The organism is Mycobacterium sp. 2YAF39, assembly GCF_052114565.1.
Classification (GTDB): Bacteria; Actinomycetota; Actinomycetes; order Mycobacteriales; family Mycobacteriaceae; genus Mycobacterium.
Genome location: NZ_JBFREZ010000003.1, coordinates 692,133 through 715,509, shown reverse-complemented (window position 1 = coordinate 715,509; position 23,377 = coordinate 692,133). Strand labels below are relative to the sequence as shown.

The 23,377-nt window shown below is 67.3% G+C and carries 25 protein-coding genes; 17 read left to right on the top strand and 8 right to left on the bottom strand.

Annotated elements, in window-relative coordinates; genetic code table 11:
* Positions 1-52: 52 nt before the first annotated feature.
* From AB4Z42_RS12845 to AB4Z42_RS12835, 3 genes are read left to right on the top strand one after another with little or no spacing between them, the layout of a single operon-like run.
* Positions 53-1,309 (top strand): M24 family metallopeptidase, encoded by a 1,257-nt coding sequence (locus tag AB4Z42_RS12845; RefSeq protein WP_442009525.1) that lies wholly within the window; start codon positions 53-55, stop codon positions 1,307-1,309.
* The gene (locus tag AB4Z42_RS12840; protein WP_442009524.1) at positions 1,306-2,469 is read left to right on the top strand and encodes a M24 family metallopeptidase; all 1,164 of its coding nucleotides are present in this window, start codon (positions 1,306-1,308) and stop codon (positions 2,467-2,469) included. Before AB4Z42_RS12845 ends, AB4Z42_RS12840 begins: the two co-directional genes overlap by 4 nt.
* Positions 2,469-2,921 (top strand): VOC family protein, encoded by a 453-nt coding sequence (locus tag AB4Z42_RS12835; protein WP_442009523.1) that lies wholly within the window; start codon positions 2,469-2,471, stop codon positions 2,919-2,921. Before AB4Z42_RS12840 ends, AB4Z42_RS12835 begins: the two co-directional genes overlap by 1 nt.
* A gap of 6 nt (positions 2,922-2,927) precedes the next feature.
* Here AB4Z42_RS12835 and AB4Z42_RS12830 read toward each other — a convergent pair whose 3' ends face one another.
* From AB4Z42_RS12830 to AB4Z42_RS12820, 3 genes are read right to left on the bottom strand one after another with little or no spacing between them, the layout of a single operon-like run.
* Positions 2,928-3,554: a response regulator gene (locus AB4Z42_RS12830; RefSeq protein WP_442009522.1), complete on the bottom strand. Its 627-nt coding sequence runs from the start codon at positions 3,552-3,554 to the stop codon at positions 2,928-2,930.
* Entirely contained in the window at positions 3,551-4,732 is a 1,182-nt protein-coding gene (locus AB4Z42_RS12825) for a histidine kinase (RefSeq protein WP_442009521.1), read from the bottom strand. The genes AB4Z42_RS12830 and AB4Z42_RS12825 overlap by 4 nt, the downstream gene beginning before the upstream one ends.
* Positions 4,729-6,225 (bottom strand): carotenoid oxygenase family protein, encoded by a 1,497-nt coding sequence (locus AB4Z42_RS12820; RefSeq protein ID WP_442009520.1) that lies wholly within the window; start codon positions 6,223-6,225, stop codon positions 4,729-4,731. The genes AB4Z42_RS12825 and AB4Z42_RS12820 overlap by 4 nt, the downstream gene beginning before the upstream one ends.
* Positions 6,226-6,395: 170 nt before the next feature.
* Between AB4Z42_RS12820 and AB4Z42_RS12815 the strand changes: the two genes are divergently transcribed.
* The 9 genes from AB4Z42_RS12815 to AB4Z42_RS12775 are packed head-to-tail and all read left to right on the top strand — an operon-like array spanning position 6,396 to position 14,096.
* On the top strand, positions 6,396-7,493 hold the full coding sequence (locus AB4Z42_RS12815; RefSeq protein WP_442009590.1) for a polyprenyl synthetase family protein: 1,098 nt from the start codon (positions 6,396-6,398) through the stop codon (positions 7,491-7,493).
* Positions 7,494-7,495: 2 nt separating this feature from the next.
* A complete protein-coding gene (gene crtI, locus AB4Z42_RS12810; RefSeq protein WP_442009519.1) occupies positions 7,496-9,001 on the top strand; it encodes a phytoene desaturase family protein in 1,506 nt (501 codons plus the stop codon).
* Complete coding sequence (locus AB4Z42_RS12805) at positions 8,998-9,945, top strand: phytoene/squalene synthase family protein (protein WP_442009518.1); 948 nt, start codon at positions 8,998-9,000, stop codon at positions 9,943-9,945. Before crtI ends, AB4Z42_RS12805 begins: the two co-directional genes overlap by 4 nt.
* Positions 9,946-9,947: 2 nt before the next feature.
* A complete protein-coding gene (locus tag AB4Z42_RS12800) occupies positions 9,948-10,295 on the top strand; it encodes a lycopene cyclase domain-containing protein (protein ID WP_442009517.1) in 348 nt (115 codons plus the stop codon).
* Complete coding sequence (locus AB4Z42_RS12795) at positions 10,292-10,621, top strand: lycopene cyclase domain-containing protein (RefSeq protein WP_442009589.1); 330 nt, start codon at positions 10,292-10,294, stop codon at positions 10,619-10,621. The genes AB4Z42_RS12800 and AB4Z42_RS12795 overlap by 4 nt, the downstream gene beginning before the upstream one ends.
* Positions 10,618-11,328, top strand: coding sequence for a class I SAM-dependent methyltransferase (locus AB4Z42_RS12790; RefSeq protein ID WP_442009516.1), 711 nt, complete (start codon positions 10,618-10,620; stop codon positions 11,326-11,328). Before AB4Z42_RS12795 ends, AB4Z42_RS12790 begins: the two co-directional genes overlap by 4 nt.
* Complete coding sequence (locus tag AB4Z42_RS12785; protein WP_442009515.1) at positions 11,325-12,842, top strand: FAD-dependent oxidoreductase; 1,518 nt, start codon at positions 11,325-11,327, stop codon at positions 12,840-12,842. Before AB4Z42_RS12790 ends, AB4Z42_RS12785 begins: the two co-directional genes overlap by 4 nt.
* Positions 12,843-12,844: 2 nt before the next feature.
* On the top strand, positions 12,845-13,891 hold the full coding sequence (locus AB4Z42_RS12780) for a DUF5914 domain-containing protein (protein WP_442009514.1): 1,047 nt from the start codon (positions 12,845-12,847) through the stop codon (positions 13,889-13,891).
* The gene (locus AB4Z42_RS12775) at positions 13,884-14,096 is read left to right on the top strand and encodes a DUF2945 domain-containing protein (RefSeq protein ID WP_442009513.1); all 213 of its coding nucleotides are present in this window, start codon (positions 13,884-13,886) and stop codon (positions 14,094-14,096) included. The genes AB4Z42_RS12780 and AB4Z42_RS12775 overlap by 8 nt, the downstream gene beginning before the upstream one ends.
* 33 nt (positions 14,097-14,129) lie before the next feature.
* Here the strand turns inward: AB4Z42_RS12775 and idi are convergent, their stop codons facing one another.
* Complete coding sequence (idi, locus tag AB4Z42_RS12770) at positions 14,130-14,672, bottom strand: isopentenyl-diphosphate Delta-isomerase (protein WP_442009512.1); 543 nt, start codon at positions 14,670-14,672, stop codon at positions 14,130-14,132.
* Positions 14,673-14,709: 37 nt separating this feature from the next.
* Positions 14,710-16,293 (bottom strand): PucR family transcriptional regulator, encoded by a 1,584-nt coding sequence (locus AB4Z42_RS12765; protein ID WP_442009511.1) that lies wholly within the window; start codon positions 16,291-16,293, stop codon positions 14,710-14,712.
* Between the two features lie 94 nt (positions 16,294-16,387).
* On the opposite strand from AB4Z42_RS12765, the gene pruA reads away from it, so the two are divergent.
* Together pruA and AB4Z42_RS12755 are read left to right on the top strand one after the other, a co-directional pair.
* The gene (pruA, locus tag AB4Z42_RS12760) at positions 16,388-18,016 is read left to right on the top strand and encodes an L-glutamate gamma-semialdehyde dehydrogenase (RefSeq protein ID WP_442009510.1); all 1,629 of its coding nucleotides are present in this window, start codon (positions 16,388-16,390) and stop codon (positions 18,014-18,016) included.
* A gap of 1 nt (position 18,017) precedes the next feature.
* Entirely contained in the window at positions 18,018-18,980 is a 963-nt protein-coding gene (locus AB4Z42_RS12755; protein ID WP_442009509.1) for a proline dehydrogenase family protein, read from the top strand.
* Between the two features lie 88 nt (positions 18,981-19,068).
* On the opposite strand, the gene AB4Z42_RS12750 is transcribed toward AB4Z42_RS12755, so the two are convergent.
* Both AB4Z42_RS12750 and AB4Z42_RS12745 read right to left on the bottom strand, forming a co-directional pair.
* Positions 19,069-19,200 (bottom strand): hypothetical protein, encoded by a 132-nt coding sequence (locus tag AB4Z42_RS12750; RefSeq protein WP_442009508.1) that lies wholly within the window; start codon positions 19,198-19,200, stop codon positions 19,069-19,071.
* Between the two features lie 85 nt (positions 19,201-19,285).
* On the bottom strand, positions 19,286-19,816 hold the full coding sequence (locus AB4Z42_RS12745) for an NUDIX domain-containing protein (protein ID WP_442009507.1): 531 nt from the start codon (positions 19,814-19,816) through the stop codon (positions 19,286-19,288).
* Between the two features lie 21 nt (positions 19,817-19,837).
* Here AB4Z42_RS12745 and AB4Z42_RS12740 point away from each other — a divergent pair, with 21 nt between their 5' ends.
* The 3 genes from AB4Z42_RS12740 to AB4Z42_RS12730 are packed head-to-tail and all read left to right on the top strand — an operon-like array spanning position 19,838 to position 22,157.
* The gene (locus AB4Z42_RS12740) at positions 19,838-21,238 is read left to right on the top strand and encodes an acyl-CoA synthetase (protein ID WP_442009506.1); all 1,401 of its coding nucleotides are present in this window, start codon (positions 19,838-19,840) and stop codon (positions 21,236-21,238) included.
* Entirely contained in the window at positions 21,235-21,588 is a 354-nt protein-coding gene (locus AB4Z42_RS12735) for a VOC family protein (protein WP_442009505.1), read from the top strand. Before AB4Z42_RS12740 ends, AB4Z42_RS12735 begins: the two co-directional genes overlap by 4 nt.
* A gap of 56 nt (positions 21,589-21,644) precedes the next feature.
* Positions 21,645-22,157, top strand: coding sequence for a M15 family metallopeptidase (locus AB4Z42_RS12730; RefSeq protein ID WP_442009504.1), 513 nt, complete (start codon positions 21,645-21,647; stop codon positions 22,155-22,157).
* Positions 22,158-22,163: 6 nt separating this feature from the next.
* Here AB4Z42_RS12730 and AB4Z42_RS12725 read toward each other — a convergent pair whose 3' ends face one another.
* On the bottom strand, positions 22,164-23,342 hold the full coding sequence (locus AB4Z42_RS12725; protein WP_442009503.1) for an MFS transporter: 1,179 nt from the start codon (positions 23,340-23,342) through the stop codon (positions 22,164-22,166).
* Positions 23,343-23,377 lie beyond the last annotated feature (35 nt).

Below are 23,377 nucleotides of genomic sequence, written 5' to 3'. Positions count from 1 at the left end.
GCGTTACCACTAGGCTAGCACCTCTAAACAACTATTTTTATATGTTTATGGTTTGCGCGCAGGAGGAAGCACCATCGACGACTGGAGCGAGGGCTCGACACGAGCGACGATCGGCGGGCTGGCCATCCCGGCGTCGCCGGACCTCGCCCGAATGCGTGCCCAGCGATTCGACAGACTTCAGGCACAGCTCGACGGCCAGGGTGTCGACGGACTCGTTCTACTCGGTTCCGCCTCGGTGGCGTATGCCGGCGGCGTCAGCGAGCCGGCGCGCGACGGCGACACCGCCGCGCTGTTCCGGACCGTGGTGGTCGTCGTGACGGGTGACCCGGCACCTCACGTCTACACACTTCATGCCGACGGGGTTCCGGAAGAGCTGCCCGCGGATCATCTGCACGGCCCGCTGTTTCCGGATCTCGACGACGGGATGGATCATTTCGCCGCGGCGCTCGGTGCGCATTTCTCCCCGGGTTCGCGCATCGGTGTGGACGACCAGACCCCGGCGATGTTGCGAGGGTTGGACGGATTCGCCTGGGTCGACGCCGCAACTGTGCTGGGCGCGGCCAAGATCGCGAAGACACCCGATGAAGTGGCGTGTATCCGCGAGGCGCAACGGATCAACGAACTGGCCATGGCCGACGCCCTGGACGCGCTGCGGCCAGGCGTCCGGCAGGTCGACCTGAGCGCGGTGTTTCTGCGCCGCATCTTCGAGCTCGGAGCCACCGCGAATGGAATCGATCCGATCTGGCAGGTCATGGCGCCCAGCCTGGAGCTGGGTCCGTGGACGCTACACGGCGGGCTGGCCTATCCGACCGTCACCAGCGATCGGTTACTGCGCGAAGGCGATGTCATCTGGGTGGACGCCGGCATCACGTGGCAGGGCTACGCGTCCGATTACGGCCGCACCTGGATCACGGGTACTGCGCCGAATGCGCAACAGCTTGCACAGTTCGACCGCTGGCGAACGGTGGTGGATGCAGCGCTGCAGATCCTCGAGCCCGGAGTGTCGGCACTGGAGCTCGGCAGGGTCGCCACTGAGGCCAACGGCGGCACTCGGCCATGGATCGAGCATTTCTACCTCGCGCACGGTGTCGGCACCGAGAGCGCCGAAATGCCTTTGATAGGAACAGATCTGGGTGAGCAATTCGATTCGCAGCTCATTGTCGAGCCCGGAATGGTCATCGTGTTCGAACCCGTCATCTGGGAGGACGGCGCGGCCGGATACCGGTCGGAGGACATCGTCGCCGTGACCGATACGGACTGGGTCAAGCTGAGCGGTTCGAACTACGAGCCCTTTGGGGCGTCCGCGTGAGCCCCGTCGCCCGCGACCGAGGGTTGTCGGTCGGGGTGATGGCGCTGGAAGACGGTGCGCGCGTTGACTTCACGCGCCTGCGCCATGCTCGTCGCGCCCGGGTGTTCGCCGCCATGGCGGACCGGCATCTGGACGCACTGCTGCTCGGTGGAGTCGGCGACGTGCGGTATGTCTCGGGTGCGCGCCAACTCGGACGCGCCGGCGTCCTTCCGTTCGCGCCGGTCGCAGTGGCCATCGCATCGACTGAGCGTGTACATCTGCTCTCGACATGGGATGAGGGCGTGCCGCCGGAGATCGGCCGCGAATGCCTCTACGGGCTGACCTGGAATCCGGCGATCCTGATGAACTCCGTCGCCGCGATTCCGGGGATGGCCGAATCGCGCCGCATCGGCACCGACGGACTGACGCCGATGTTCGCCGAGATGGTCTCGTCCGCGCTGCCGTCCGCCGAAATCGTCGATGCCGCACACGTGATGACGGCGGCGCGACGCATCAAGACACCGGACGAGGTGACGTGCATCGACGTCGCGGCCGCCATCGCGGAAGCCGCGCTGAGTGCGCTCGATGACGCCCTGGCTCCCGGCGTGACCGAACGAGAACTTCTTGGTGTCTACTACGAACGAATCGCAACTCGCGGAGCGCCGGTCGCGCCGTCGGAGAGCGTGTGTTTTGCCACCGAATCCACTGGCCCCGTGCGGTTTCGGCACCTGGCTTCCGACCGGACCGTCCGCGACGGCGAGCTGGTGGTCCTCGCACCGAGTGCGCTGTATGCCGGTTACGAGGCCGGCCTCGCGCGCACGAGGATCGCTGGGCGCGCATCAACTGCGGGCGCCACGGAACTGGCCGATCAGTGCGCCAGGTCCATGGACGCCTTGCTCGCCGCGTGCCTGCCGGGAAGCACGGGCGCAGATCTGTATCGCGCGTGGCAGGACGCCGGCAACCCCGAATCGCAGGTGCCGCTCGCTCACGGAGTGGGACTCGGCGCCGAACCACCGCTGATCGGCCTTGGCCGCGGAAGTTCCGCGACGCTCGACGAGGGGATGGTCCTCACCGTCAGCGCGTGGGTCACCCGTGAGGGTGTCGGTGGCTGCCTGGAACGCGCCACGGTGAGAATCGACAGAGCGCGTCCGACGATGCTGACGCGCTCCGGGAGGTCGTGATGAGCAGTCACCGGTCGGTGTTCAACCATGTGGGCGTCTGTGTCACCGACAGTGCCCGCTCTCGCCGGTTCTACGAGAGTCTGCTCGGATTCCAATTCTGGTGGGAACTCGAGCCGCCCGACGAAGGCACCGACAAGCTTCTGCAGCTCGACGGTCCGATCGAGTTGCACGCGACCTACCTTGTGCGCGACGGACTGGTCCTCGAGTTACTGGATTACCGGGGCCGCGAGGTCCACTCGGGACCCTCACGGAGCATGGACGACTCAGGACTGACCCATCTGTCGTTCTCCGTACCGGATCTCGGCGGCTCGCTGGCCATGGTCGAAGAATTGGGAGGCTCCGTCGTGAGGGGCACCGTGTCGGAATTCTCGGCGATGATCAAAGATCCCGATGGTCAGTTGATCGAAGTGCTCGCCGATGACTGGCTCGCTGCGTTGCCGCCTCGGCCGTGACCGGCGCTAGCCCAGCAGGCCCATCGACATCGCAGTCGTCACCGCCGCCGTGCGATCCGATACGCCCAGCTTGTTGAACGTCCGCAGGAGATGGGTCTTCACGGTCGCCTCGCTGATGTGCAGTTCACGTCCGATGTCGGCGTTGGTCTTACCGACGGCCACCAGGCCGAGTACCTCGATCTCGCGCGTCGACAGCGCTGCCGAAGCGGGTTGGCGCACAAAGCGAACCAGCCGATCGGCGACGGACGGTGCCAGCACCGTCTTCCCGCGCGCCGCGTCGCGAATGGCTTCTGCGAGTTCGGTGCGGGACGCGTCCTTCAGCAGATAGCCCGCCGCGCCCGCCTCGACGGCGCGCAGGATGTCGGTATCGGACTCATAGGTGGTGACGACGACGATGCGTGTTCCCGGCAGCAGGGCGAGGATCCGCTCGGTCGCCGTGACGCCGTCGGTGTCCGGCATCCGCAGATCCATCAGAACGACGTCAGGCTGCAGGGATTGGGCCATGACGATCGCCTCGGCGCCCGATCCCGCCTCGCCGACGACGGTGAGATCGGCTTCGGCGTCGATCATGCCGCGCAAGCCCTCGCGGACGACGGGATGGTCGTCGACCAGCAGTACTTTCGTCGGGGTCACGACGGCACCTCGATCGTCAGTGTCGTCCCCCCGCCCGCAGCCGCAGAAACGGTCATCGCACCACCCACCTGCGCCACCCGGGCGCGCATCCCGCGCAGCCCGAATCCCTCGCGTTGCCCGTCGTTGCGTCCAATCCCGTTGTCCGTCACCGCAAGCCGGACTCCCGTAGCCGACGACGACAGTTCAACCGTGACCGTACTGGCGTGCGCATGTTTGCGGATGTTGGCGAAGGCCTCTTGTGCGGCACGCAGCAGGACCACATCGCAGGCCATGCTCTGCGCGGGCAGGTCGTCGGCGATCCGCACGGTGACGGTCGCATTGGTCTCGGCGGCCAGTCGGTCGCCCTGCCGCTGGAGTGCGGCAGGCAGGGACTCCTCGAGGGGGCTCGGAGACAGTTCGGTCACCATCGCCCGCGCCTCGGCGAGGTTCTCCCGCGCGGTGGCGCCGATCAACTCGACGTGCTTGCCCGCCGCCGCGGTATCGGTCGCCAACTCGGCCTCGACGGCCTGGGCGAGCATGACGATGCTGGTGAACCCCTGCGCGAGCGTGTCGTGAATCTCACGCGCCAGCCGTTCGCGCTCGGCGGCGGTACCCGCTTCTCGGGACAAGCGGGCGCTCTGGGCGCGGGTGGCCGCCAGCTCGGCGACCAGTTCGGCGAGCTGCCTGCGTTGCCGCATCGACGTGATGATGACGGTGCCGATCACCGGGGTGGCCACCACGCCGACGAGCGTGATCGCGACGGCCATGGAAAGGTTCGGGGACCCTAAGCCCTTGCTCAGCAACAACATTGCCAATGGGACGATGTTGACGGCGGTGGTCACCACCAACGCGGTACGCAGCGGGAGAGTCGAGAACACGATCGGATAGATCGCGGGCACCGCGGCGACCGAGACCGGTGACGCCAGCATCGCCAGGATCCACAGACCGACGACGGCGCCGACGAACGCGAATGTGCGCCAGTCGTGTTCGGGCAGCGGGGTGACGCGGCGGCCGAAGATCAGCACGACCGCGGTCATCGCCGACAGCGCGATCGCAGCGCCGATCACATTGCCGGGATACCGCTGGTCCAGCAGAATCACGGCGACGATGGCCGCGACGGCCAGGCCGACGACGTAGACCTCCCACAACCAGTTCCATTCACCCCCGCGCGGCCAGCCTTCGGGCACGTCGTGGGTCATGCGTCGATGGTAGGCACCCAGTTGCCGTGAAAACCGTGTGGCACACGGACCGGAAGGTGCACGGTCGCCACCGTTTCCATGGTCTGTCCGTCGAGCAGCACCAGATCGCTGCGGTCGGTGGACCTGTCGTACACGAATCCCATCACCACGCCGTCGTCCTCGGCGGCGTCGGGGCTGGACGGGGCGAACACGAACTCGCCGGGTTCGCGACCGGTCCCGAACGACACCGAGTGCGCATCCCCGGTCGCGAGATCGTGCTTCAGGATGGCGTCCGGCGCGGAAATCCCCGACGAGCCGGCGGTGTAGCCGACCGCGTACCCGTACCGATGGGGACGGCCGACCCGTCGCTCGTCGACGCGCGGGAATTCCTGCGTCGTGTCGTCCAGACGCTCCTCGCGAACGCGGCCCGTGGTCAGGTCGACGGTCCAGCGGTCCAGCGACTGCGTACCGGGCACCAGGCTCGTGCCGGTGGTGAACACCGACGAGTGGCGGACGACGTCGAGCACTATCCGATCACCTTCGGGAGAAGCCACGTCATAGGCATTCAGCGGGTGGAACACGTAGCACGGCTGCACCTCGAACCATCGGATGTCGGAAGCCGTTCCCTCACGGGGCATCACACCGACGCGGGCCCGGCGTTCGGGCGCCCAGCGATAGGGCATGCCGCTGGAGGGCGCGCCGCCGCCCTGCTCGGAACTGCGCATGGCCTTCCGGAGAACGAAGTCGGGCGCGGCGTGGCGCTCGACCAAGCGTGTGAGCAGACCCTTGGCGGCCTTCGCGGGCCAGGAGTGCAGACGTCCGCGGAGATCCAGGGCCACAGGCAGGTCGTATATCACCACATGCTTCTCGGTCAGCGAGAAGTCGTGCATCATCGTCTGCGCGTCGAGGCGGATGTCGACCGTGTGACGCACCTTTCCGTCGACGCCCGTCACCGTGTACTGCACGATGTTTCCGCGCATCGGGTTGTACGAGACGGCGTGCAGTTCACCCGTGACCGGGTCCCTCTTGGGATGGGCGCTGTACCCACCGAACAAGGTGCCGCAGAAGTCGGACGGACCGACAGTCTCCAGCTCGTCGGTCAGCTCGTAGGGACGCGCGCCGGCCTCGACGATGGCCAGCGTCCTGCCGCCCTGTTCGATGATGTTGGTGTTGGCGGCGAAGTCGAAGCCGCCATCGTGCGGGCCGCCGGACCACGGTTCGCCGAGCGCGCGTGCCACCTCTGCGGAGCGCACCCAGCGATTGCGATACCAGTGCGCCCTCCCGTCGCCTAGGCGCAGCCCGTGGGCCATCCCCGCTCCGAGGAACCAGTGATAGCTGGCGGGATCGGGATCGTCGAGCGGATTCGGCCCGGTCCGCAGGTAGCGACCGTCGAGGTAGTCCGGAACGGTGCCGGTGATCTCGAGGTCGAGTGCGGTGATCTCTTCCTGCACCGGCGCGTAGTTGCCGTTCAGATACGGGTTCTCTGAGGTGCGGCTGAGTGCTGCGGTTGTCATGCCTTGATCGTGCGCCGTCACGAGGCACTTTGGGGACATCCTGAGGATTGATTTCGATGTCCGTCGACCGGTTGACAGACCGACCGAGCTATCGATGCATAAACGATGCAAAATTGGGTAACAAGGCGCGTACGCGCATAGGTGCGAGAAGGGTGCGGTATGTGACTGCGATCGGTGGACAGACGCGCACACGCGCGCGGCCGGCCTCTGACTCCGAGCGCTACTGGCGCGTGGCTGTGCGTGATGCCGTGCAGGCGACCCTCAAAGAATTCGTCGCAAGCAGGTGTGCGCCGCAACTGGACGCCGCAGGGATCGACATTGCCTCCGATGTCCTTCGAGAGTTCGTCGACGGTGGCAAATGTGTGCGCTCGACCTTCATGTATCTGGGCTGGTTGTGCGGCGCCGCCGACGATGAAGCGGCATTGCGTGCCTCGGCAGGTCTGGAGTTGCTGCACGCATTCGCGCTGCTTCAGGACGACGTCATGGACGGCTCGGCAATCCGTCGAGGTCGCCCCTCTGGACACGTCGCGTTCGCCCTGTGGCACCGCGGTCGGGGGATGTCCGGGTCGCCCGACCGATTCGGCGAGTCCGCCGCGGTCCTGCTCGGGGACCTGTGTCTGGTCTGGGCCGCGCAGATGATGCGGGAAAGCGGTGTGTCCGCCGCGGCGCTCGAGAGGGTCTGGCCCCGCTACGACGCGATGCGTACCGAACTCGCGGTTGGGCAGTTCGCCGACCTGATCAACGACGCGGGCGGATTTCCGACTCTCGACCATGTGCTCGACGTGTCGCGGCGCAAGTCGGGCAACTACACGGTGCGACGGCCGCTCGAGATGGGCGCGGCAATGGCGGGTTGCGACGAGCCCGTCCTGGCGATGCTCGGTGGTTACGGCGACGCGATCGGTGAGGCCTTTCAGATGCGTGACGACCTGCTCGGCATCTTCGGGTCGCCGTCGGTGACCGGAAAGCCGAGCGGCAGCGACCTATTGGAGCGCAAGGCCACGACCGTTGTGGCGGCCGCCTACCACCTGGCCGACCGTGCGCTGCGCAGGCAGCTGCGCGACTTGATGAGCGCGGATGACCTCGATGCCGATGACATCCACCGGTGGCGTGACCTGATCGCGGCCACCGGCGCCGTCGACTGGATCGAGAAGCTGATCGACGCCCGGGTCACGCACGCGTTGACGCTCCTCGACGCCGCGGATGTGCGACCGGAAGTCCGGATCACCCTGGCCGCCATGGCCGCCGCCTGCACCGAACGGACAGCGTGATCATGCGGACCATCGGAGAGAACGCCCAGCGCATCGTCGTGATAGGTGCCGGTCTCGCCGGGCTGTCGGCGGCGCTGCATCTCGCGGGTCGGGGCCGCGAGGTGACCGTCGTCGAGCGGGAGCAGCATCCGGGCGGGCGAGTCGGACGACTCGACATCGACGGGTATCTCCTCGATACGGGCCCGACCGTGCTGACGATGCCCGACATCATCGAAGACACGTTCGCAGCGGTCGGCGAATCATTGTCCGACCGGCTGGATCTGGTGCGGGTCGAGCCGGCCTACCGCGCGATGTTCGCCGACGGTAGCTCCTTGAACGTGCACAGTGCCCGTGATGCGATGGCCGCTGAGATCGAGCGGTTCGCGGGCCGCGGGGAGGCGGACGGTTACCTGCGGTTGCGCGATTGGCTGACCCGCCTCTACGAGGTCGAGTTCGACGGTTTCATCGCCGCCAACTTCGACTCGCCGTTGTCATTGCTCACCCCGCAACTCGCGCGGTTGACAGCCATCGGCGGATTTCGCCGCTGGGAGCGCATGGTGCGCAAGTACATCAGCGACGAGCGACTGCAGCGTGTTTTCACGTTTCAGGCGCTGTATGCCGGAGTGCCACCGCACCGCGCCCTGGCTGTCTATGCCGTGATCGCCTACATGGACACCATCTCCGGTGTGTTCTTCCCGCGCGGCGGCATGCGGGCGCTCCCCGATGCGCTGGCCGCGGCGGCCGCTGATGCCGGTGTCCAATTCCGCTATGGTGCCGCGGTTACGGCGTTGGAGCGCAGCGGATCAGAGGTGAGGGCCGTGCACACCAGCGCCGGTGACCGCGTGCCGGCAGACGCAATCGTGTTGACCACCGAGCTGCCCGAGACGTATCGGCTGCTGGGACGCGAACCACGCAGGCTGTTGCGGCTGCGGCCGGCACCGTCGGCGGTGGTTGCGCACGTCGGGTGCCGCGCAGTCGGCCCCGATGTCGGCCACCACACCATCCTGTTCGGAGATGCCTGGAAGCAGACGTTTCACGACATCATCGACGACGGGCAGGTGATGGCCGACCCGTCGCTGCTCGTCACCCGGCCGACCGCGGGAGACGCGCGGCTGGCACCGGACGGCCGCGACCTGCTCTACGTCCTTGCCCCCGCGCCGAATACCGCTGTGGGCAAAATCGACTGGGCTGCAGTGGGCCCGGCCTACACCGAGAGCATGTTGCGGGCGGTGTCGGACCGATTACCGTCGGTGGGTGTCGACGCCGAAGTGCTGCACGTCGTCGACCCCGCGGGCTGGGCGCAGCAGGGCATGCTCGCGGGGACCCCGTTCGCGTTGGCCCATACATTCGGGCAGACCGGACCATTCCGGCCGGCCAATACCGTGCGCGGCATCGACAACGCGGTCCTCGCCGGTTCTTCGACCGTGCCGGGCGTCGGTGTCCCCACCGCGTTGATGTCGGGGCGCCTGGCCGCCGACAGGGTCACCGGCGCCGTGACCAATCGCCGACTACGGGTGGTGCAACCATGATCAGCTCAGAACTCCACGCGGCCGGTGTCCACGATCGGGCGTTGCGCGAGGCGTATCGCCAGTGCCGCTTACTCAATTCGCAGCACGGGCGCACCTTCTTCCTGGCCACCCGACTGCTGGCTCCAGAGCAGCGGCCTGCGGTGCACGCGCTCTACGGTTTCGCCCGCCGCTCCGACGACATCCTGGACGACTTCGATCCTGCACTGACGACCTCCGAGCGCGCAGACCTGTTGCAGCGCCTTGCCACCGAACTGTTCAACAGGCTGACAGCGGGAAAGGATGACGGCGACGACCCGGTGCTGGCCGCGGTGGTCGACACCGCGCGCAGGTACGACATCTCCTGGGGGCTGTTCGACGACTTCCTGGCCTCGATGCGCATGGACTTGACCACGACCGACTATCCGAATCGCGCTGCGCTCGACACGTACATGTACGGGTCCGCCGAGGTGATCGGTCTGCAGATGCTGCCAGTGCTGGGCACGGTGTCGACTCGCGACGAAGCCGCACCGTTCGCGGCCGCACTCGGAAAAGCGTTCCAGCTCACGAACTTTCTTCGCGACATCGACGAAGACCTGCGACGCGGTCGTGTGTACCTGCCCGCCGACGAACTGGCCGCACATGGAGTGGACCGGGAGCTGCTGGAGTGGTGCCACATGCACAAGCGCACTGATCCCCGTGTCCGCGAGGCGCTGATCGACCAGCATGCCGAGACACGGCGGGTATACGACTTCGCCCGCCGCGGTATCGGCATGCTGCATCCGCGGTCGAGGCCATGTATCGAGGCCGCGCTGACGCTGTACTCCGAAATCCTGGACCGCATCGAGGAACTCGACTTCGCGGTCTTCAGCCAGCGGGCGACGGTAGGCACCGCACGACGACTGCGGGTTGCGGGCCGGGGTCTTGTCAGGGCCTGGGCCGCACGGGCTCGAGGTGCCAAGGTGTGACCATGGACCAATGGCAGTATCTGATCGTCCTGGGAGCGTGCCTGGCCATCACGGCGCCACTGGAGCTGTTGGGGGCGGGCGTATACCGGCAAGCCTGGCGCACCGCGGGAGCTGTTCTCCCGGTGGCCGCAGTCTTCGTGATCTGGGATGTCATCGCCATCGCCGCACACGTGTGGACCTACAACCCCGGCTACGTCACCGGTTTGCAGTTGCCCGGGCAGATCCCGATCGAGGAGCTGGCCTTCTTCGTCGTGATCCCGCTGTGTGGGCTGCTCACCTACAACGCCGTCGACACCATCATCGAATGGGTGCGCGGGCTGTCCCGGACACGTGCGGCGCGCCTGTCGTGACCGGCCTCGGCTACACCGTGCCTGCCGTTGTGGCAGTCATCGTCGTGATCGCGCTCGAACTCGCGGTCTTGCGTACCGGGTTGTTCCGGCGCGTGGCGTATTGGGTGTCGATGGTGATCGTGGTCGGTTTCCAGATTCCGGTCGACGGCTGGCTCACCAAACTGAGTGCACCGATCGTCATCTACGACGACGCCCATACCAGCGGCGTGCGGTTTCCGTTCGACATCCCTGTGGAGGACTTCCTCTTCGGCTGGGCGATGGTCACCGCGGTGCTGCTGCTGTGGGAGCGCCGCCGCCTCCGCGACCAGCCAAAGGAGACAACGTGAGTCTGTCGTTCAATGACATACCCCGGGCGTTCGACGACGGGGCGCCTGCCTACGACAGGCTGGTCGACGCCAATCCGGGCTATCACACACACCTGCGGCTCTCGGCGCAACGCATGCGGATCCCGAACGGCGGCGCCGGGTTACGCCTGCTCGATGCCGGATGCGGGACGGGCGCGTCGACAGCGGCGCTCCTCGCTGCGGCACCGCGGGCCGAGATCGTGGCCGTCGACGCATCGGACGGAATGCTGGCGCAGGCCAGAGCGAAACCGTGGCCGTCGGGGGTGAGCTTTGTGCACAGCCGGATCGAAGACCTCGCCGACGCCGGAGTCAGCGGGCCGTTCGACGCCATCCTCGCCGCTTACCTGATCCGCAATGTCGACGACAAGGACGGACAGTTGACACGTTTCCGCGAGCTGCTGCGGCCCGGGGGGACGCTTGCGGTACACGAATACTCGGTGCGCGACTCGAAGCTGGCGACCGCGGTGTGGAACCTCGTGAGCGCGACGATCATCATTCCCAGCGGCCGGCTGCGAAGCGGTGATGCCTCGCTGTACACGTATCTCCGGCGCAGTGTGAACGAGTTCGACGGGGCGGCTGTCTTCCGGGATCGGCTGCGAGCCAACGGCTTCGACTCGGTTCACAGCGAGACGATGCCCGGTTGGCAAACCAACATCGTGCACACGTTCCTCGCTGGGGCGCCTCTGTGACCGATCGACTCCGCGTCACCCACGACGCGCCCACCGGCGCGCCCGACGCCGCGGCATTGCCCGCTCGCCCGCACGCCGTCGTGGTCGGTGCAGGCATCGCGGGACTGGCAGCCGCCACGGGTCTGGCCGAGCGAGGCGTCACCGTCGACGTCATCGAGCGCTGCGGGTACGTCGGCGGCCGGGTCGGGGGCTGGACAGAGCAATTGCCCGATGGATCCCACGCGGCGATGAACCGCGGCTTCCACGCCTTCTTCCGTCAGTACTACAACCTGCGCAGCCTGTTGCGGCGAATCGATCCGACGTTGTCGATGCTGACGCCGGTCGACGATTACCCGCTCATCGACGGACACGGAAGGCGCGACACCTTTCGCGGTCTGCCGCAGACACCACCGTTCAACGCCTTGGCATTTGCGCTGCGGAGCCCGACGTTCCGACTGCGGGATCTCGCGCGCCTCAATGCACGTGCGGCAGCACCGCTGGCCGCGGTATCGGTACCCGACATCTACCGTCGGCTCGACCATCAGGACGCTGCGACGTTCCTTCGCGAGATCAATTTCCCCGACGCCGCCCGGCACCTGGCGTTCGAGGTCTTCTCCCGCAGTTTCTTCTCCCGGCCGGAGGACCTGTCGGCGGCCGAGTTGGCGACGATGTTCCACATCTACTTCCTCGGGTCGAGCGAGGGTCTGGTGTTCGACGTGGCCAACGCGAACTTCGATGTCGCGCTGTGGAATCCGCTTCGCGGGTACCTGGAGTCGAACGGCGTGACCTTCCACACCGACACGTCGGTGAACGAGGTGCACGGTGACGATCGGTTGAGCCTGCGGTGTGACGATGGACGGCGATTCGAGGCCGACGGCGTCGTGCTGGCAGCCGACGTCACCGGCCTGCAGCGGATCGTCGAGAACTCGCCGGGCATCGGGAACGACGACTGGCGCAAGAGCGTGGCCAAGCTGGGCACCGCACCGCCGTTCGTGGTGCAGCGGTTGTGGCTCGACCGCCCTGTGAACACCGATCGCGCCGCGTTCGTCGGGACGGGTGGTCGAGAACCGCTCGACAACATCAGCGTGCTGGAGCGCTACGAACGCGAGGCGGTGATGTGGTCGCGCCGCACCGGCGGGTCGGTGGTCGAACTGCATTCGTACGCCGTGACCTCCCCTTCCGACACGCTGCGGCGTGAATTGTCGGAGCGACTTCACGAGCTGTACCCGGAAACCGCGGACTGCCGCGTGGTAGCCGAGAAAGTGCTGTGCCACAACGACTGTCCGCGGTTCGCGCCGGGTGACTTCGCCGATCGACCCGGGGTGCAGACACCGCATGAGGGTGTGGTGCTGGCGGGCGACGGCGTCCGCATCGATCTGCCGGTCGCGCTGATGGAACGCGCCGCGACCACGGGATGGTCTGCGGCCAACAGCCTGCTGACGCGGTTCGGTGTCCGCGGCCATGTTCTGCACAGTGTCCCCACCCAGGGCCGCTCTCGATTCCTACGTCGCGTTGCCGGACGCGAAAGGCAGTAGCAATGAGCAGGATCACCGCAATCGCCGTACAGCTGTCGAAAGCCAGTCCATTTGAGGTACTTCCGCGCCTGCGGTGGTCTGGCCAACGTCCCTCGTACCGCGATGCCGCGCCGGCGGTGATCGATGCCGCGTTGCGTCGCTCACAAACCAGATCGAGCGGAAACTGGTATGCCTTCGAGGCGAGCGCGTCGATACGCGATCGCCCGGTCGGCGCCAAGGTGGCCGGCAGGGAACTCGTTGCGTGGCGCGGAGAGAACGGCATGCTGCACGTCGGTCCGGGTGCGTGTCCGCACCTGGGTGCCGACCTTTCGACCGGGACGGTGGACTGCGGTGCGCTGATCTGTCCGTGGCACGGCCTGCGCCTGGACGGGGGACGCGAACTCGGCTGGCGTGCCTACCCGTCCCACGACGACGGCGTGCTCGCATGGGTGCGTTTGGATGCGGTCGGAGGCGAATCGCCCTCTGAGGCTCCGGTTCTGCCGCTGCGACCGAGCGGCGTCCAGGTCGACGCCGTCACGCGTCTCGTCGGAACGTGCGAACCGCGGGACATCATCGCAAACCGGATGGATCCGTGGCATGGGTCTTGGTTCCACCCGTACTCGTTCGCGCAATTGGACGTGTTGTCCGCTCCGCCGGTTGACGAGGTCCCAGAAGACCTCGACCGCTTTCTGGTAGCGGTGACGTTCCGCGTCGGCAGGCTGGGCATCCCCGTGGTGGCAGAATTCACCAGCCCAGAGCCTCGAACGATCGTCATGCGCATCGTCGAGGGCGAGGGCACCGGCAGCGTGGTGGAAACTCACGCCACCCCGTTGGGGGCGGGCCCAGACGGATTGCCCCGCACCGCGGTACTGGAGGCTGTGATCGCACACTCGGACCGGCCCGGGTTCGTGCGCGCCCTGCACGCCGCGCCCTTGATCAAGCCCGTCATGAGGCAAGCGGCGGCTCGGCTCTGGCGAGACGACCTCATCTACGCCGAACGTCTTTTCACACTTCGCAATCGCCGCGTCGTTTGTGCATCGATGGCCCGGGTAACCGATGACCATGAGTAAACAGCTCCGCAAAGGCGACAAGGTCGAATGGAAGAGCCACGGTACCAACGTCTCTGGGAAGGTCGAGGAGAAGATCACCTCCGACACGGAGGCCGCCGGACGAACGGTGCGAGCGTCGCAGGACGAGCCGCAATACCGGGTGCGCAGCGACAAGAGTGGGCGCGATGCCGTCCACAAGCCCGAGTCGCTCGACAAGTCGAGCTGACCGTTGGTCAGCTGCGCTCACCGGCAGATGACGTCAACGAATGGCCGCCTGTAGTAGTGGAATCTGCTCGGCTGCCCACGGACTGATCGCCCATGACAGTGCGGCCGCAGTCGTCACGTCCTGCCACGGCACCCAGACGTACTCCATGACTTCGTCGACGAGGGGGTTGACGGGCCCGATAGCTTCTGCGCAGAACACGGGGCACAGTTCGTTCTCGACGGTGCCGTCCGCCGCCACAGCGCGATACCGATAGTCGGGCAGCACACGGACGACGTTGTGGAGCGCCAGTCCCAGCTCTCCGCGAGCGCGGCGGTGCACCGCGTCCTCTGTCCGTTCCCCGGGGGCCGGGTGGCCGCAGAATGAATTGGTCCATACGCCGGGAAATGTCCGCTTGCCCAACGCCCGCCGGGTCATGAGCACCCGACCGTCCGCGTCGAACACGTAACACGAGAATCCAAGATGCAACGGGGTCGTCCGGTGGTGCACCGATGCCTTCGCGGCAGCGCCGATCGCGTTGCCGCGCTCGTCGACGAGAACGACGAGTTCCTCGGTACCGCTCAGTGTTGCCTCGACCACCAGGAGTTTGTACCCAGTCGTTGCAGAAACGATGCGCTCAGCTTTCGGTGGCTCGTAGGCCCAGCGCAAGCACCAGTCGCACGTCGGGGTCGTCCAGCGAGGTCGACATCAACTTCTCGATGCGGCGCACCCGGTAACGCACGGTGTTCGGGTGCACGTGCAGGTGCTTGGCGACGGCGGATACGTCGCCGAAGCCGTCGAGGTAGACGCGCAGCGTCTCGGCCAGCATCGGGTCCTCGTCGCGCAACAGGCGCACCCGGGGGTCGACAAGCCTGGGCCGCTGCGCCACCTGCGCGACGATCTCATCCAGCAGCACAGTCGTATGCGCCTCGTCCAGCGAGGTGATCTGCCCGATCGCACCGGGGTGGCGATCTGCGCTGTCGAAGACGCGGTCCACCTCGACGCGGGCCGCTGCGGCACCCGTCAGTCCGCCAAGTGGGGCGGCGACAACGGCGCGAAGTGTCAGGCCCAGTTCGCGATGCATCGCGGCCACGACGCCGCGCACCCACGACATCACCGAGGACGGCGCGCCGATCTTGGGCAGCACCACGTATACCCGCCGACCGACTGACACCGCCTGGGCATCAGCGCGAAATGCACTGGCGCTCAACGCGATGACACCGGTGGGCAACGACGTGCCTGCTCCCTGGAATCCGACGAGCGCAGCCCGGCCGTCGGCAATGATTCCCAGTTCGCGGGCGATCGCGGCGGTGTCGACGTCGTCACCGGCCAGCCCGAGCAGTTCGGCCACCTGCACCGCGTGGGTCGACGGTGTGGATGCCAGCCGCGCCATGATCCGCGCGGCCAGCACCGCTCCGCCGCGCAGGATGTCCTCGGCGTCGTCGGCCAACGGTGCGGAGCCCTGCTGCAGCCAGATCGTGCCCGCGAACGCGGGCGCACGACGCGCATCGGTGTCCGGCAGCTGGATGCCGACCGCCAGGCGCGGGCGCAGCCCCAACTCGGGGCGTTCGGCGACGCGCACGACATCGCCGCCGGCGCGCAGCGCGTCGAAGATGCCCCACTGGCCGATCCACTCCAGGTGTTCGGGCGGTCCGGCACGGCCAAGGATCGTCAACCGCCGCAGCTCGTCTGCTTCGTCGCTGGACGCCGAGTACGCGAGCACGTGCGACTGGTCGTCCTCGATGCTGATCATTCCGCGGGTGCGGTCGGCGATCGACTGGGCGAGTCCGAACAGGTCGGTCCCCGAGTCACGGTCGCCGCGGTCGCCGTGGTGCTCGAAGGCGTGGTTGACGAGTCGGTAGAGCGACTCCCAGCGCGCCCGCGGATCGACGGCCACCACCGCGGTGCCCAGCGCGACGGCCCGGGCCACCGCGGCGTCGGTGGGTTCCTTGACGAAGATGGCCGCAGGCACCCTCCCGGATCCCGCGAACTGCCGCTCGAGCCAGCGCACCGCGTCGGCGTCGGCGACACCGAGCAGGAAGAACAGGTCTGCCGACCCGGCGCCGACCGCCAGGCCCAGCCGCACGTCGTCGGCGTCGACAAGGGCCACCGAGCCGACCGGCATATCGAGACCGCGTGGGGCCTGCACCAGCGTCACCATCGTGCGGTCCAGGGTCAGCAGCAGCTGTCCGAGCCCGAGGCCGGAAGACGATGCCGCCATCGCGCTCTCCTTTGTCCAATCCGACTATAGAGCCGCATGCTCTTTGTCCGATCAGCCATCGGTTCGAAACGCCGAAAACGGGGATCCTTGATGGATGGACGCCATCACCGACGTACCCGCTCCGGTCAACGAGCCGGTCCGAGATTTCGCACCGGGTTCGGGGGAGCGCTCCCGGCTCACCGACGCCCTCGAGACGCTTGCCGCTGAGCCCATCGACCTGCCCCACGTCATCGGCGGCGTCCACCGCATGGGTGGCGGAACCCGCACCGACGTGGTCCAGCCGCATCGCCGCAGCGCGCGGTTGGGCACCTTCACCAACGCCGAGCACGCGGACGCGACCGCGGCCATCGATGCCGCCATCGCCGCCAAGGCCGACTGGGAAGCCACCCCGTTCGACGAGCGCGCCGCGATCTTCCTGCGCGCCGCCGACCTGCTCGCCGGACCTTGGCGGGAGAAGTTATCCGCCGCGACCATGCTGGGCCAATCCAAGTCGGCGTATCAGGCCGAGATCGACGCGGCGTGTGAGCTGATCGACTTCTGGCGGTTCAACGTCGGATTCGCCCGCGACATCCACGCCGAGCAGCCGATCAGTGTGCGGGGCGTCTGGAACCGCACCGACTATCGGCCACTCGAAGGTTTCGTCTACGCCATCACGCCGTTCAACTTCACGGCGATCGCGGGCAATCTGCCGAGCGCGCCCGCGCTGATGGGTAACACCGTCGTGTGGAAGCCATCGCCCACCCAGACGTTCGCCGCGTACCTGACCATGCAGCTGCTCGAGGCGGCAGGTCTGCCGCCCGGCGTCATCAACCTGTTGGCGGGTGACGGGATCGCGGTTTCCGATGTGGCACTTGCCGATCCACGACTTGCCGGGATCCATTTCACCGGGTCGACGGCGACGTTCCAGCATCTGTGGCGGGAGGTCGGGACCAACATCGACCGCTACCACACGTATCCGCGACTGGTCGGGGAAACCGGCGGCAAGGACTTCGTGCTGGCCCACACCTCGGCGCGGCCGGATGTGTTGCGCACCGCGCTCATTCGCGGCGCTTTCGACTACCAGGGGCAGAAGTGCTCGGCGGCGTCGCGCGCGTTCGTTCCCCGTTCGGTGTGGCAACAGATGGGTGACGACCTGCTGTCGGCCACCGAGGCGTTGACCTACGGCGACGTCACCGACCTGAGCAACTACGGCGGTGCACTCATCGACGAGCGCTCGTTCGCGAAGAACGTCACGGCGATCGAGCGCGCCAAGAGCGCCCCCGGCGTCACGGTCGCGGTCGGCGGCGAATACGACGACAGCGAAGGGTATTTCGTCAGGCCCACGGTGCTGTTGTCCGACGATCCGGCGGACGAGTCGTTCTCCACCGAGTACTTCGGGCCCATCCTTTCGGTGCATGTCTACCCCGACGACGACTACGAACGCATCATCGACGTCGTCGACACCGGCGCCCGCTACGCCCTGACCGGGGCGGTGATCGCGGACGACCGTTCGGCAGTGCTGACCGCCGAACGGCGATTGCGTCACGCCGCGGGCAACTTCTACGTCAACGACAAGCCCACCGGCGCGGTCGTGGGCCAGCAGCCGTTCGGCGGGTCGCGCGCGTCGGGTACCAACGACAAGGCGGGCTCACCGCTGAATCTGTTGCGCTGGACGTCGGCCCGGTCGATCAAGGAGACGTTCGTCCCGCCGACCGGCCACGACTATCCGCACATGGAGGCGTGACGTGGGTGTCTTCGAGCGGGTCGCACGTCCGGCGATCATGGCCGCAAGCCGCTCGGGCGGAATGCGCCGCGCCGCGGAACGCTTGCCGGTCACCCGGCGCGTCGTGCATCGCTTCGTCCCCGGTGAGACGGTGCCGAACGTACTGGAATCCGTTGGACAGTTGAGAGATTCGAATCGTCTGGTGTCGATCGACTACCTCGGCGAGGACGTCACCGACGCCGACGCGGCCAACGCCACCGTCGACGCCTACCTCGCGCTGCTCGACGCGCTCGACCGCCGTGCGGAGCCTGCGGAGGCCGTGCGACCGCTCGAGGTGTCGCTGAAGCTATCGGCGCTGGGGCAGGCGCTGCCGCGCGACGGCGAGAAGATCGCGCTGGAGAACGCCCACACCATCTGCGAACGAGCGCAGCGTGCAGGCATATGGGTGACCGTGGACGCCGAGGATCACACGACGACGGACTCGACACTGTCCATCGTGCGCGATCTGCGTGCCGAGTTCGGGTGGCTCGGCACGGTCCTGCAGGCCTACCTGCGGCGCACCGAGGCCGACTGCGAGGAGTTCGCGGCCTCCGGTGCGCGTATCCGGTTGTGCAAGGGCGCCTACGACGAGCCCGCGTCGGTGGCGTACCGGGACCGTGAGGACGTCACCGCTTCCTATCTGCGGTGCCTACGGGTGCTGATGGCGGGCGACGGCTATCCGATGGTCGCATCGCATGATCCGGAGATCATCGACGCGGTGCCCGCGATGGTCGGCGAATTCGGCAGGGGGGTCGAGGATTTCGAGTATCAGATGCTCTACGGAATCCGCGATCCCGAGCAGCGCAGGCTCGCCGCCGACGGCAATCACGTCCGCGTGTACGTACCGTTCGGCACGCAGTGGTACGGATATTTCGTCCGCCGGCTGGCCGAGCGGCCTGCCAACCTGACGTTCTTCCTGCGCGCACTCGCCGAACGCAGGAGCTGACTCCTCCTCGTAGTCGTCGATGCCCCGCACGCCGCGATGAGGCGGGGGCACGTCGGCCCATCCGGTGATCAGTTCGCGGATGGCCGTCTCATCGGTCAACGGATCGATAGCCCTTGCTTTCGTCGGTGCCCGCGGCGGACACCAGGACATAACCGGCACTGGCGAACAGGACGGGCACCATGGCGATCATTCCGAACACCATCGAAGAAATCAGGTCCATTGGGATCACCCCTCTCGTGCCGCTTCCGTGTGCTCAGTCTTTACAACGGGGTAGACACCCACAGGGTTCAAATCTCATCGGAAAGTCAGCGCTCGGACAGCAACAACAGCGCAAACGCCGCGATGGTCTGGGCGTCCGTGATCTCGCCGTCGCGCATCATCCGCTCCAGCTCGGCGCGGTGAAACCATGCGCTGCGCATGTCCTGTTCCTCATGCTCGCGCGCGTGATCGCCCTCGGTGATGCCCGTGGCGTGGAACACCCAGCCACGCTGGCTGCTCAGACCCGGCGCCAGGTCGAGCTGACCGAGAAGCGTCATGGTCTTTGCACGCAGGCCGGTCTCCTCGCGCAGTTCCCGCGCGGCGAGCTCGGCCGGCTCGAGGCGGTCCGGCGCGGTGCCCTGGGGGAACTCCCATCGCCGCAGACCCAGCGGGTAGCGGAACTGCTCGACCAGGTGGAAACGATCGCCGTCCTGGGCGATCACCAGCGCATACGTCGGTTTGTCGACGACCGTGTAGATGCCGTTGCTGCCGTCTGGCCGCCGGATATCGTCTTCGCGCAGTGAGAACCAGGGATTTCGGTAGATCTCCCGCGACGCAACCGTCTGGATCGAATCCACCAGCCCAGTATCCTCACGAACGTGCTGCTGTCCTCTCTGAACCCCGCGACGGTGGCGGCCGGCGCCGACATCGGCGACGCGGTGCGCATCGACGGTGCGGTGCTGAGCCGCAGCGACCTGGTCGGCGCCGCGACCTCGGTCGCGGAGCGGGTGGCGGGCGCGCACCGGGTCGCGGTGCTCGCGACACCGACCGCCGCGACCGTGATGGCGGTGACCGGCTGCCTGATCGCCGGCGTGCCAGTGGTCCCGGTGCCCGCCGACGTCGGCGCCGCCGAGCGGACCCACATCCTCACCGACTCAGGGGCGCAGGCGTGGCTTGGGGAGAAACCGTCGGACACCGCCGGTCTCCAGCACATCCCCGTGCGGCTGCACGCGCGGTCCTGGCACCGTTACGCCGAGCCGCACCCCGATGCGACGGCCCTGATCATCTACACCTCCGGCACCACTGGTCCCCCCAAGGGCGTGGTGCTGAGCAGGCGCGCGATCGCCGCGGACATCGACGCGCTGGCGCAGGCCTGGCAGTGGACGCCCGAGGACACCCTGGTGCACGGCCTGCCCCTCTATCACGTGCACGGTCTGATACTCGGGCTGCTCGGGTCGTTGCGTATCGGGAATCGGTTCGTGCACACGGGAAAACCGAAGCCCGACGCGTATGCAGCCGCGGGCGGGTCGTTGTATTTCGCTGTTCCGACGGTGTGGTCACGGATCACCGAGAACGCCGCCGCGGCGAAGGCGCTCACCTCAGCACGCCTGCTGGTGTCCGGAAGCGCCCCGCTGCCGGTGCCCGTGTTCGAGCGCCTCGCCGAGTTGACCGGGCACACGCCCGTCGAACGCTACGGATCCACCGAATCCCTGATCACCCTCAGTACGCGCGCCGACGGCGAACGCCGTCCCGGATGGGTGGGGCTGCCCTTGACCGGAATCGAGACACGGCTGCGCGACGAATCCGGAGCCGACGTGGCGCATGACGGCGAAACCATTGGCCAGCTTCAGCTTCGGGGCCCGACCCTGTTCGACGGCTACCTCAACCGGCCGGACGCCACCGCTGAGGTGCTCGACGCCGACGGCTGGTACCGCACAGGTGACGTCGCGGTCATCGGCGAGGACGACATGCACAAGATCGTCGGCCGTGAATCGGTCGACCTGATCAAGACCGGTGGCTTTCGCGTCGGCGCCGGTGAGATCGAGGCCGCACTGCTGGGGCACGCCGGCGTCACGGAAGCGGCGGTGGTCGGCATGCCCGACGACGATCTCGGTCAGCGCATCGTGGCGTTCGTCGTCGGCGACGCCGATCCGCAGGAGCTGATCGACTATGTCGCACAAGAGCTTTCGGTGCACAAGCGGCCTCGGGAGGTGCGGATGGTGGACAATCTTCCGCGCAATGCCATGGGCAAGGTGCTGAAGAAGGAACTGGCCAAATGACTTTGAGGTTCGACGAGATCTGTATCGACGCCCGCGATGCCACCGCGTTGGGTGGCTGGTGGTCGCAGGTGCTGGGCTGGCCGCACGATGTGGACGATGACGGCGACGTCGTGCTCCAGGCTCCGCCGGGTGCGGGCGTGAACTGGATATTCATCGCCGTTTCCGACGAGAAGGTGGTCAAGAACCGCATCCACCTCGACTTCCGGCCCGACGACCAGCAGGCCGAGGTGGACCGGGTCCTGGCTCTGGGTGCGCGCCGAGTCGACATCGGACAGCGTGGCGACGAGAGTTGGGTAGTGCTGGCCGATCCGGAGGGCAACGAATTCTGCATCCTCGCCGCAGACGATTGATATCGCGCGCTTCCGCGGCAGCGCTGACACTGGTTATCGCGATTGGTGGCTCGCCTGTGTCATCGGCCCAGCCGCCGGGGCCTGCTACGCCGACCGACATCGCGCAGCCCGACGTCGGTCCGGGAGCCGTCGACACCTTCGGCGGGTTTCTGCCGGACGGGACGACGCTCTCGCCGTTCGACACCTCCAATCCGATTGTGGGATGGCTCGATCCGGCGTTGCTCACCGCGGTCCAGGACGCATCGAAGCAGGCGCAAGCCGTGGGCATCGACATCCGGATCAACTCGGGGTGGCGGTCGAGGGGTTTCCAGCAGAGGCTGTTCGACGACGCGGTCCGTTCCTATGGCAGCGCGGACATCGCCGGCCAGTTCGTCGCATCGCCCGACGCCTCCATGCACGTCCAGGGCAGGGCCGTGGACATCGCACCCGTCGAGGCCGACAAGTGGCTCATCGCCAACGGCAGGCAGTTCGGGCTGTGCCAGATCTACGCGAACGAGACATGGCATTTCGAGCTCGCTGTCGACGGCCAGGGCCGCTGCCCGCCGCTGAAGCCGAACGCTGCGGGCTGAGGAGCGTCAAAGGCTCTGCGGGAACGCTTTTCGTGCCGTAAGTGCCACCGCGAGCCCCAGCCCGACCAGCACCGCGGCGACACAGGGCAGCGACGTGACGCCGACGGTCTGCAGCAGGGCCGCTCCGATCGCCGCCCCACCGGCGATACCGACGTTCGCCGTGGCGTTCACCCAGGCTCCGGCCTGTTCCGGTGGCAGTGCATGGGTGCGCACCGCGGTCGCCTGGTAGATCGATGGAATACCGCCGAATGCCCCGCTCCACAACGCTGTCGCGGCGAGCACCGCGATGAGCGTCGGCCATGACACGCCGAGCACGACGACCGCGACGATGACACCGCCCAACGCGGCTGCCGCGGTGCGACGTGGACTGCGGTCGAGGTTGCGCCCGACCCACCACAGGCCGATGAGCCCACAGGCGCCGCACGCCAACAGAATCGGGCCGATCAATACCGGGCGGACTCCGCTGGACAGCAGAAGCACGCTGATGAACGTATACGCCGTGAAATGCCCGAGGAACGTCAGCAGATTCGATGCCGAGACGGCGACAAGTGCACGACGGCCACTTCTATCGCGGCGATCCTCGCGCGGGGCGTGATCCACCCGGGGCAGCAACTTGTATACCGCTACGACCGTCAGGCAGGACAGCGCCGCCAGGACCGCGAAGGACACCCGCCACCCCGCAGCGGTGCCGACGGAGGTCGAAAGAGGCATTCCGAGAACGAATCCCGCCGATGCGCCGCCGGACACGATCGCGAGCGCACGCCCGACGTCGGCGCGCGCGACCAAACGCGGGACGTATCCGATCGTGAGGGAGAAGAACAGCGCATGTGTGAGGCCGCCGATCGCACGGCCGGCGGCCACGACGGCGAATGTCGGTGCGGCGGCGACGAGGGCGTTGCTCACGACGTAGCCGAGTAAGGTCGCCAGTAGCAGGGGACGCCGGCTGAACCGCGTCGTGGCGATGGTCAACGGCACCGCAAGCGTCGCCACCATCACCGCGTAGAGGGTGACGAGCAGACCCGTGACCGACTCGGGCTTCGAGAACGTCGCACCGATATCGGGCAACAGGCCCACCGGCAGCATCTCGGTGGTCACCGCCAGGCACGAGGCCGTCGCGAGCGAAAGCAGTCCGGGGAGGCGGCTGCGAAGCCCGTGCGGGGCGGCACGATCGGCGGTCAGGGTCACGCGATCTAGAATATACTCGTAGGGCGAGCAAATAA

Bases quoted from the DNA above. Each gene is read 5' to 3' on its own strand.
- AB4Z42_RS12775 (WP_442009513.1), top strand. From the start codon at position 13,884: ATGAGTAAACAGCTCCGCAAAGGCGACAAGGTCGAATGGAAGAGCCAC.
- AB4Z42_RS12820 (WP_442009520.1), bottom strand. From the start codon at position 6,225: ATGACAACCGCAGCACTCAGCCGCACCTCAGAGAACCCGTATCTGAAC.
- AB4Z42_RS12825 (WP_442009521.1), bottom strand. From the start codon at position 4,732: ATGACCCACGACGTGCCCGAAGGCTGGCCGCGCGGGGGTGAATGGAAC.
- AB4Z42_RS12780 (WP_442009514.1), top strand. From the start codon at position 12,845: ATGAGCAGGATCACCGCAATCGCCGTACAGCTGTCGAAAGCCAGTCCA.
- AB4Z42_RS12800 (WP_442009517.1), top strand. From the start codon at position 9,948: ATGGACCAATGGCAGTATCTGATCGTCCTGGGAGCGTGCCTGGCCATC.
- AB4Z42_RS12835 (WP_442009523.1), top strand. From the start codon at position 2,469: ATGAGCAGTCACCGGTCGGTGTTCAACCATGTGGGCGTCTGTGTCACC.
- AB4Z42_RS12765 (WP_442009511.1), bottom strand. From the start codon at position 16,293: ATGGCGGCATCGTCTTCCGGCCTCGGGCTCGGACAGCTGCTGCTGACC.
- pruA (WP_442009510.1), top strand. From the start codon at position 16,388: ATGGACGCCATCACCGACGTACCCGCTCCGGTCAACGAGCCGGTCCGA.
- AB4Z42_RS12805 (WP_442009518.1), top strand. From the start codon at position 8,998: ATGATCAGCTCAGAACTCCACGCGGCCGGTGTCCACGATCGGGCGTTG.
- AB4Z42_RS12750 (WP_442009508.1), bottom strand. From the start codon at position 19,200: ATGGACCTGATTTCTTCGATGGTGTTCGGAATGATCGCCATGGTGCCC.
- crtI (WP_442009519.1), top strand. From the start codon at position 7,496: ATGCGGACCATCGGAGAGAACGCCCAGCGCATCGTCGTGATAGGTGCC.
- AB4Z42_RS12735 (WP_442009505.1), top strand. From the start codon at position 21,235: ATGACTTTGAGGTTCGACGAGATCTGTATCGACGCCCGCGATGCCACC.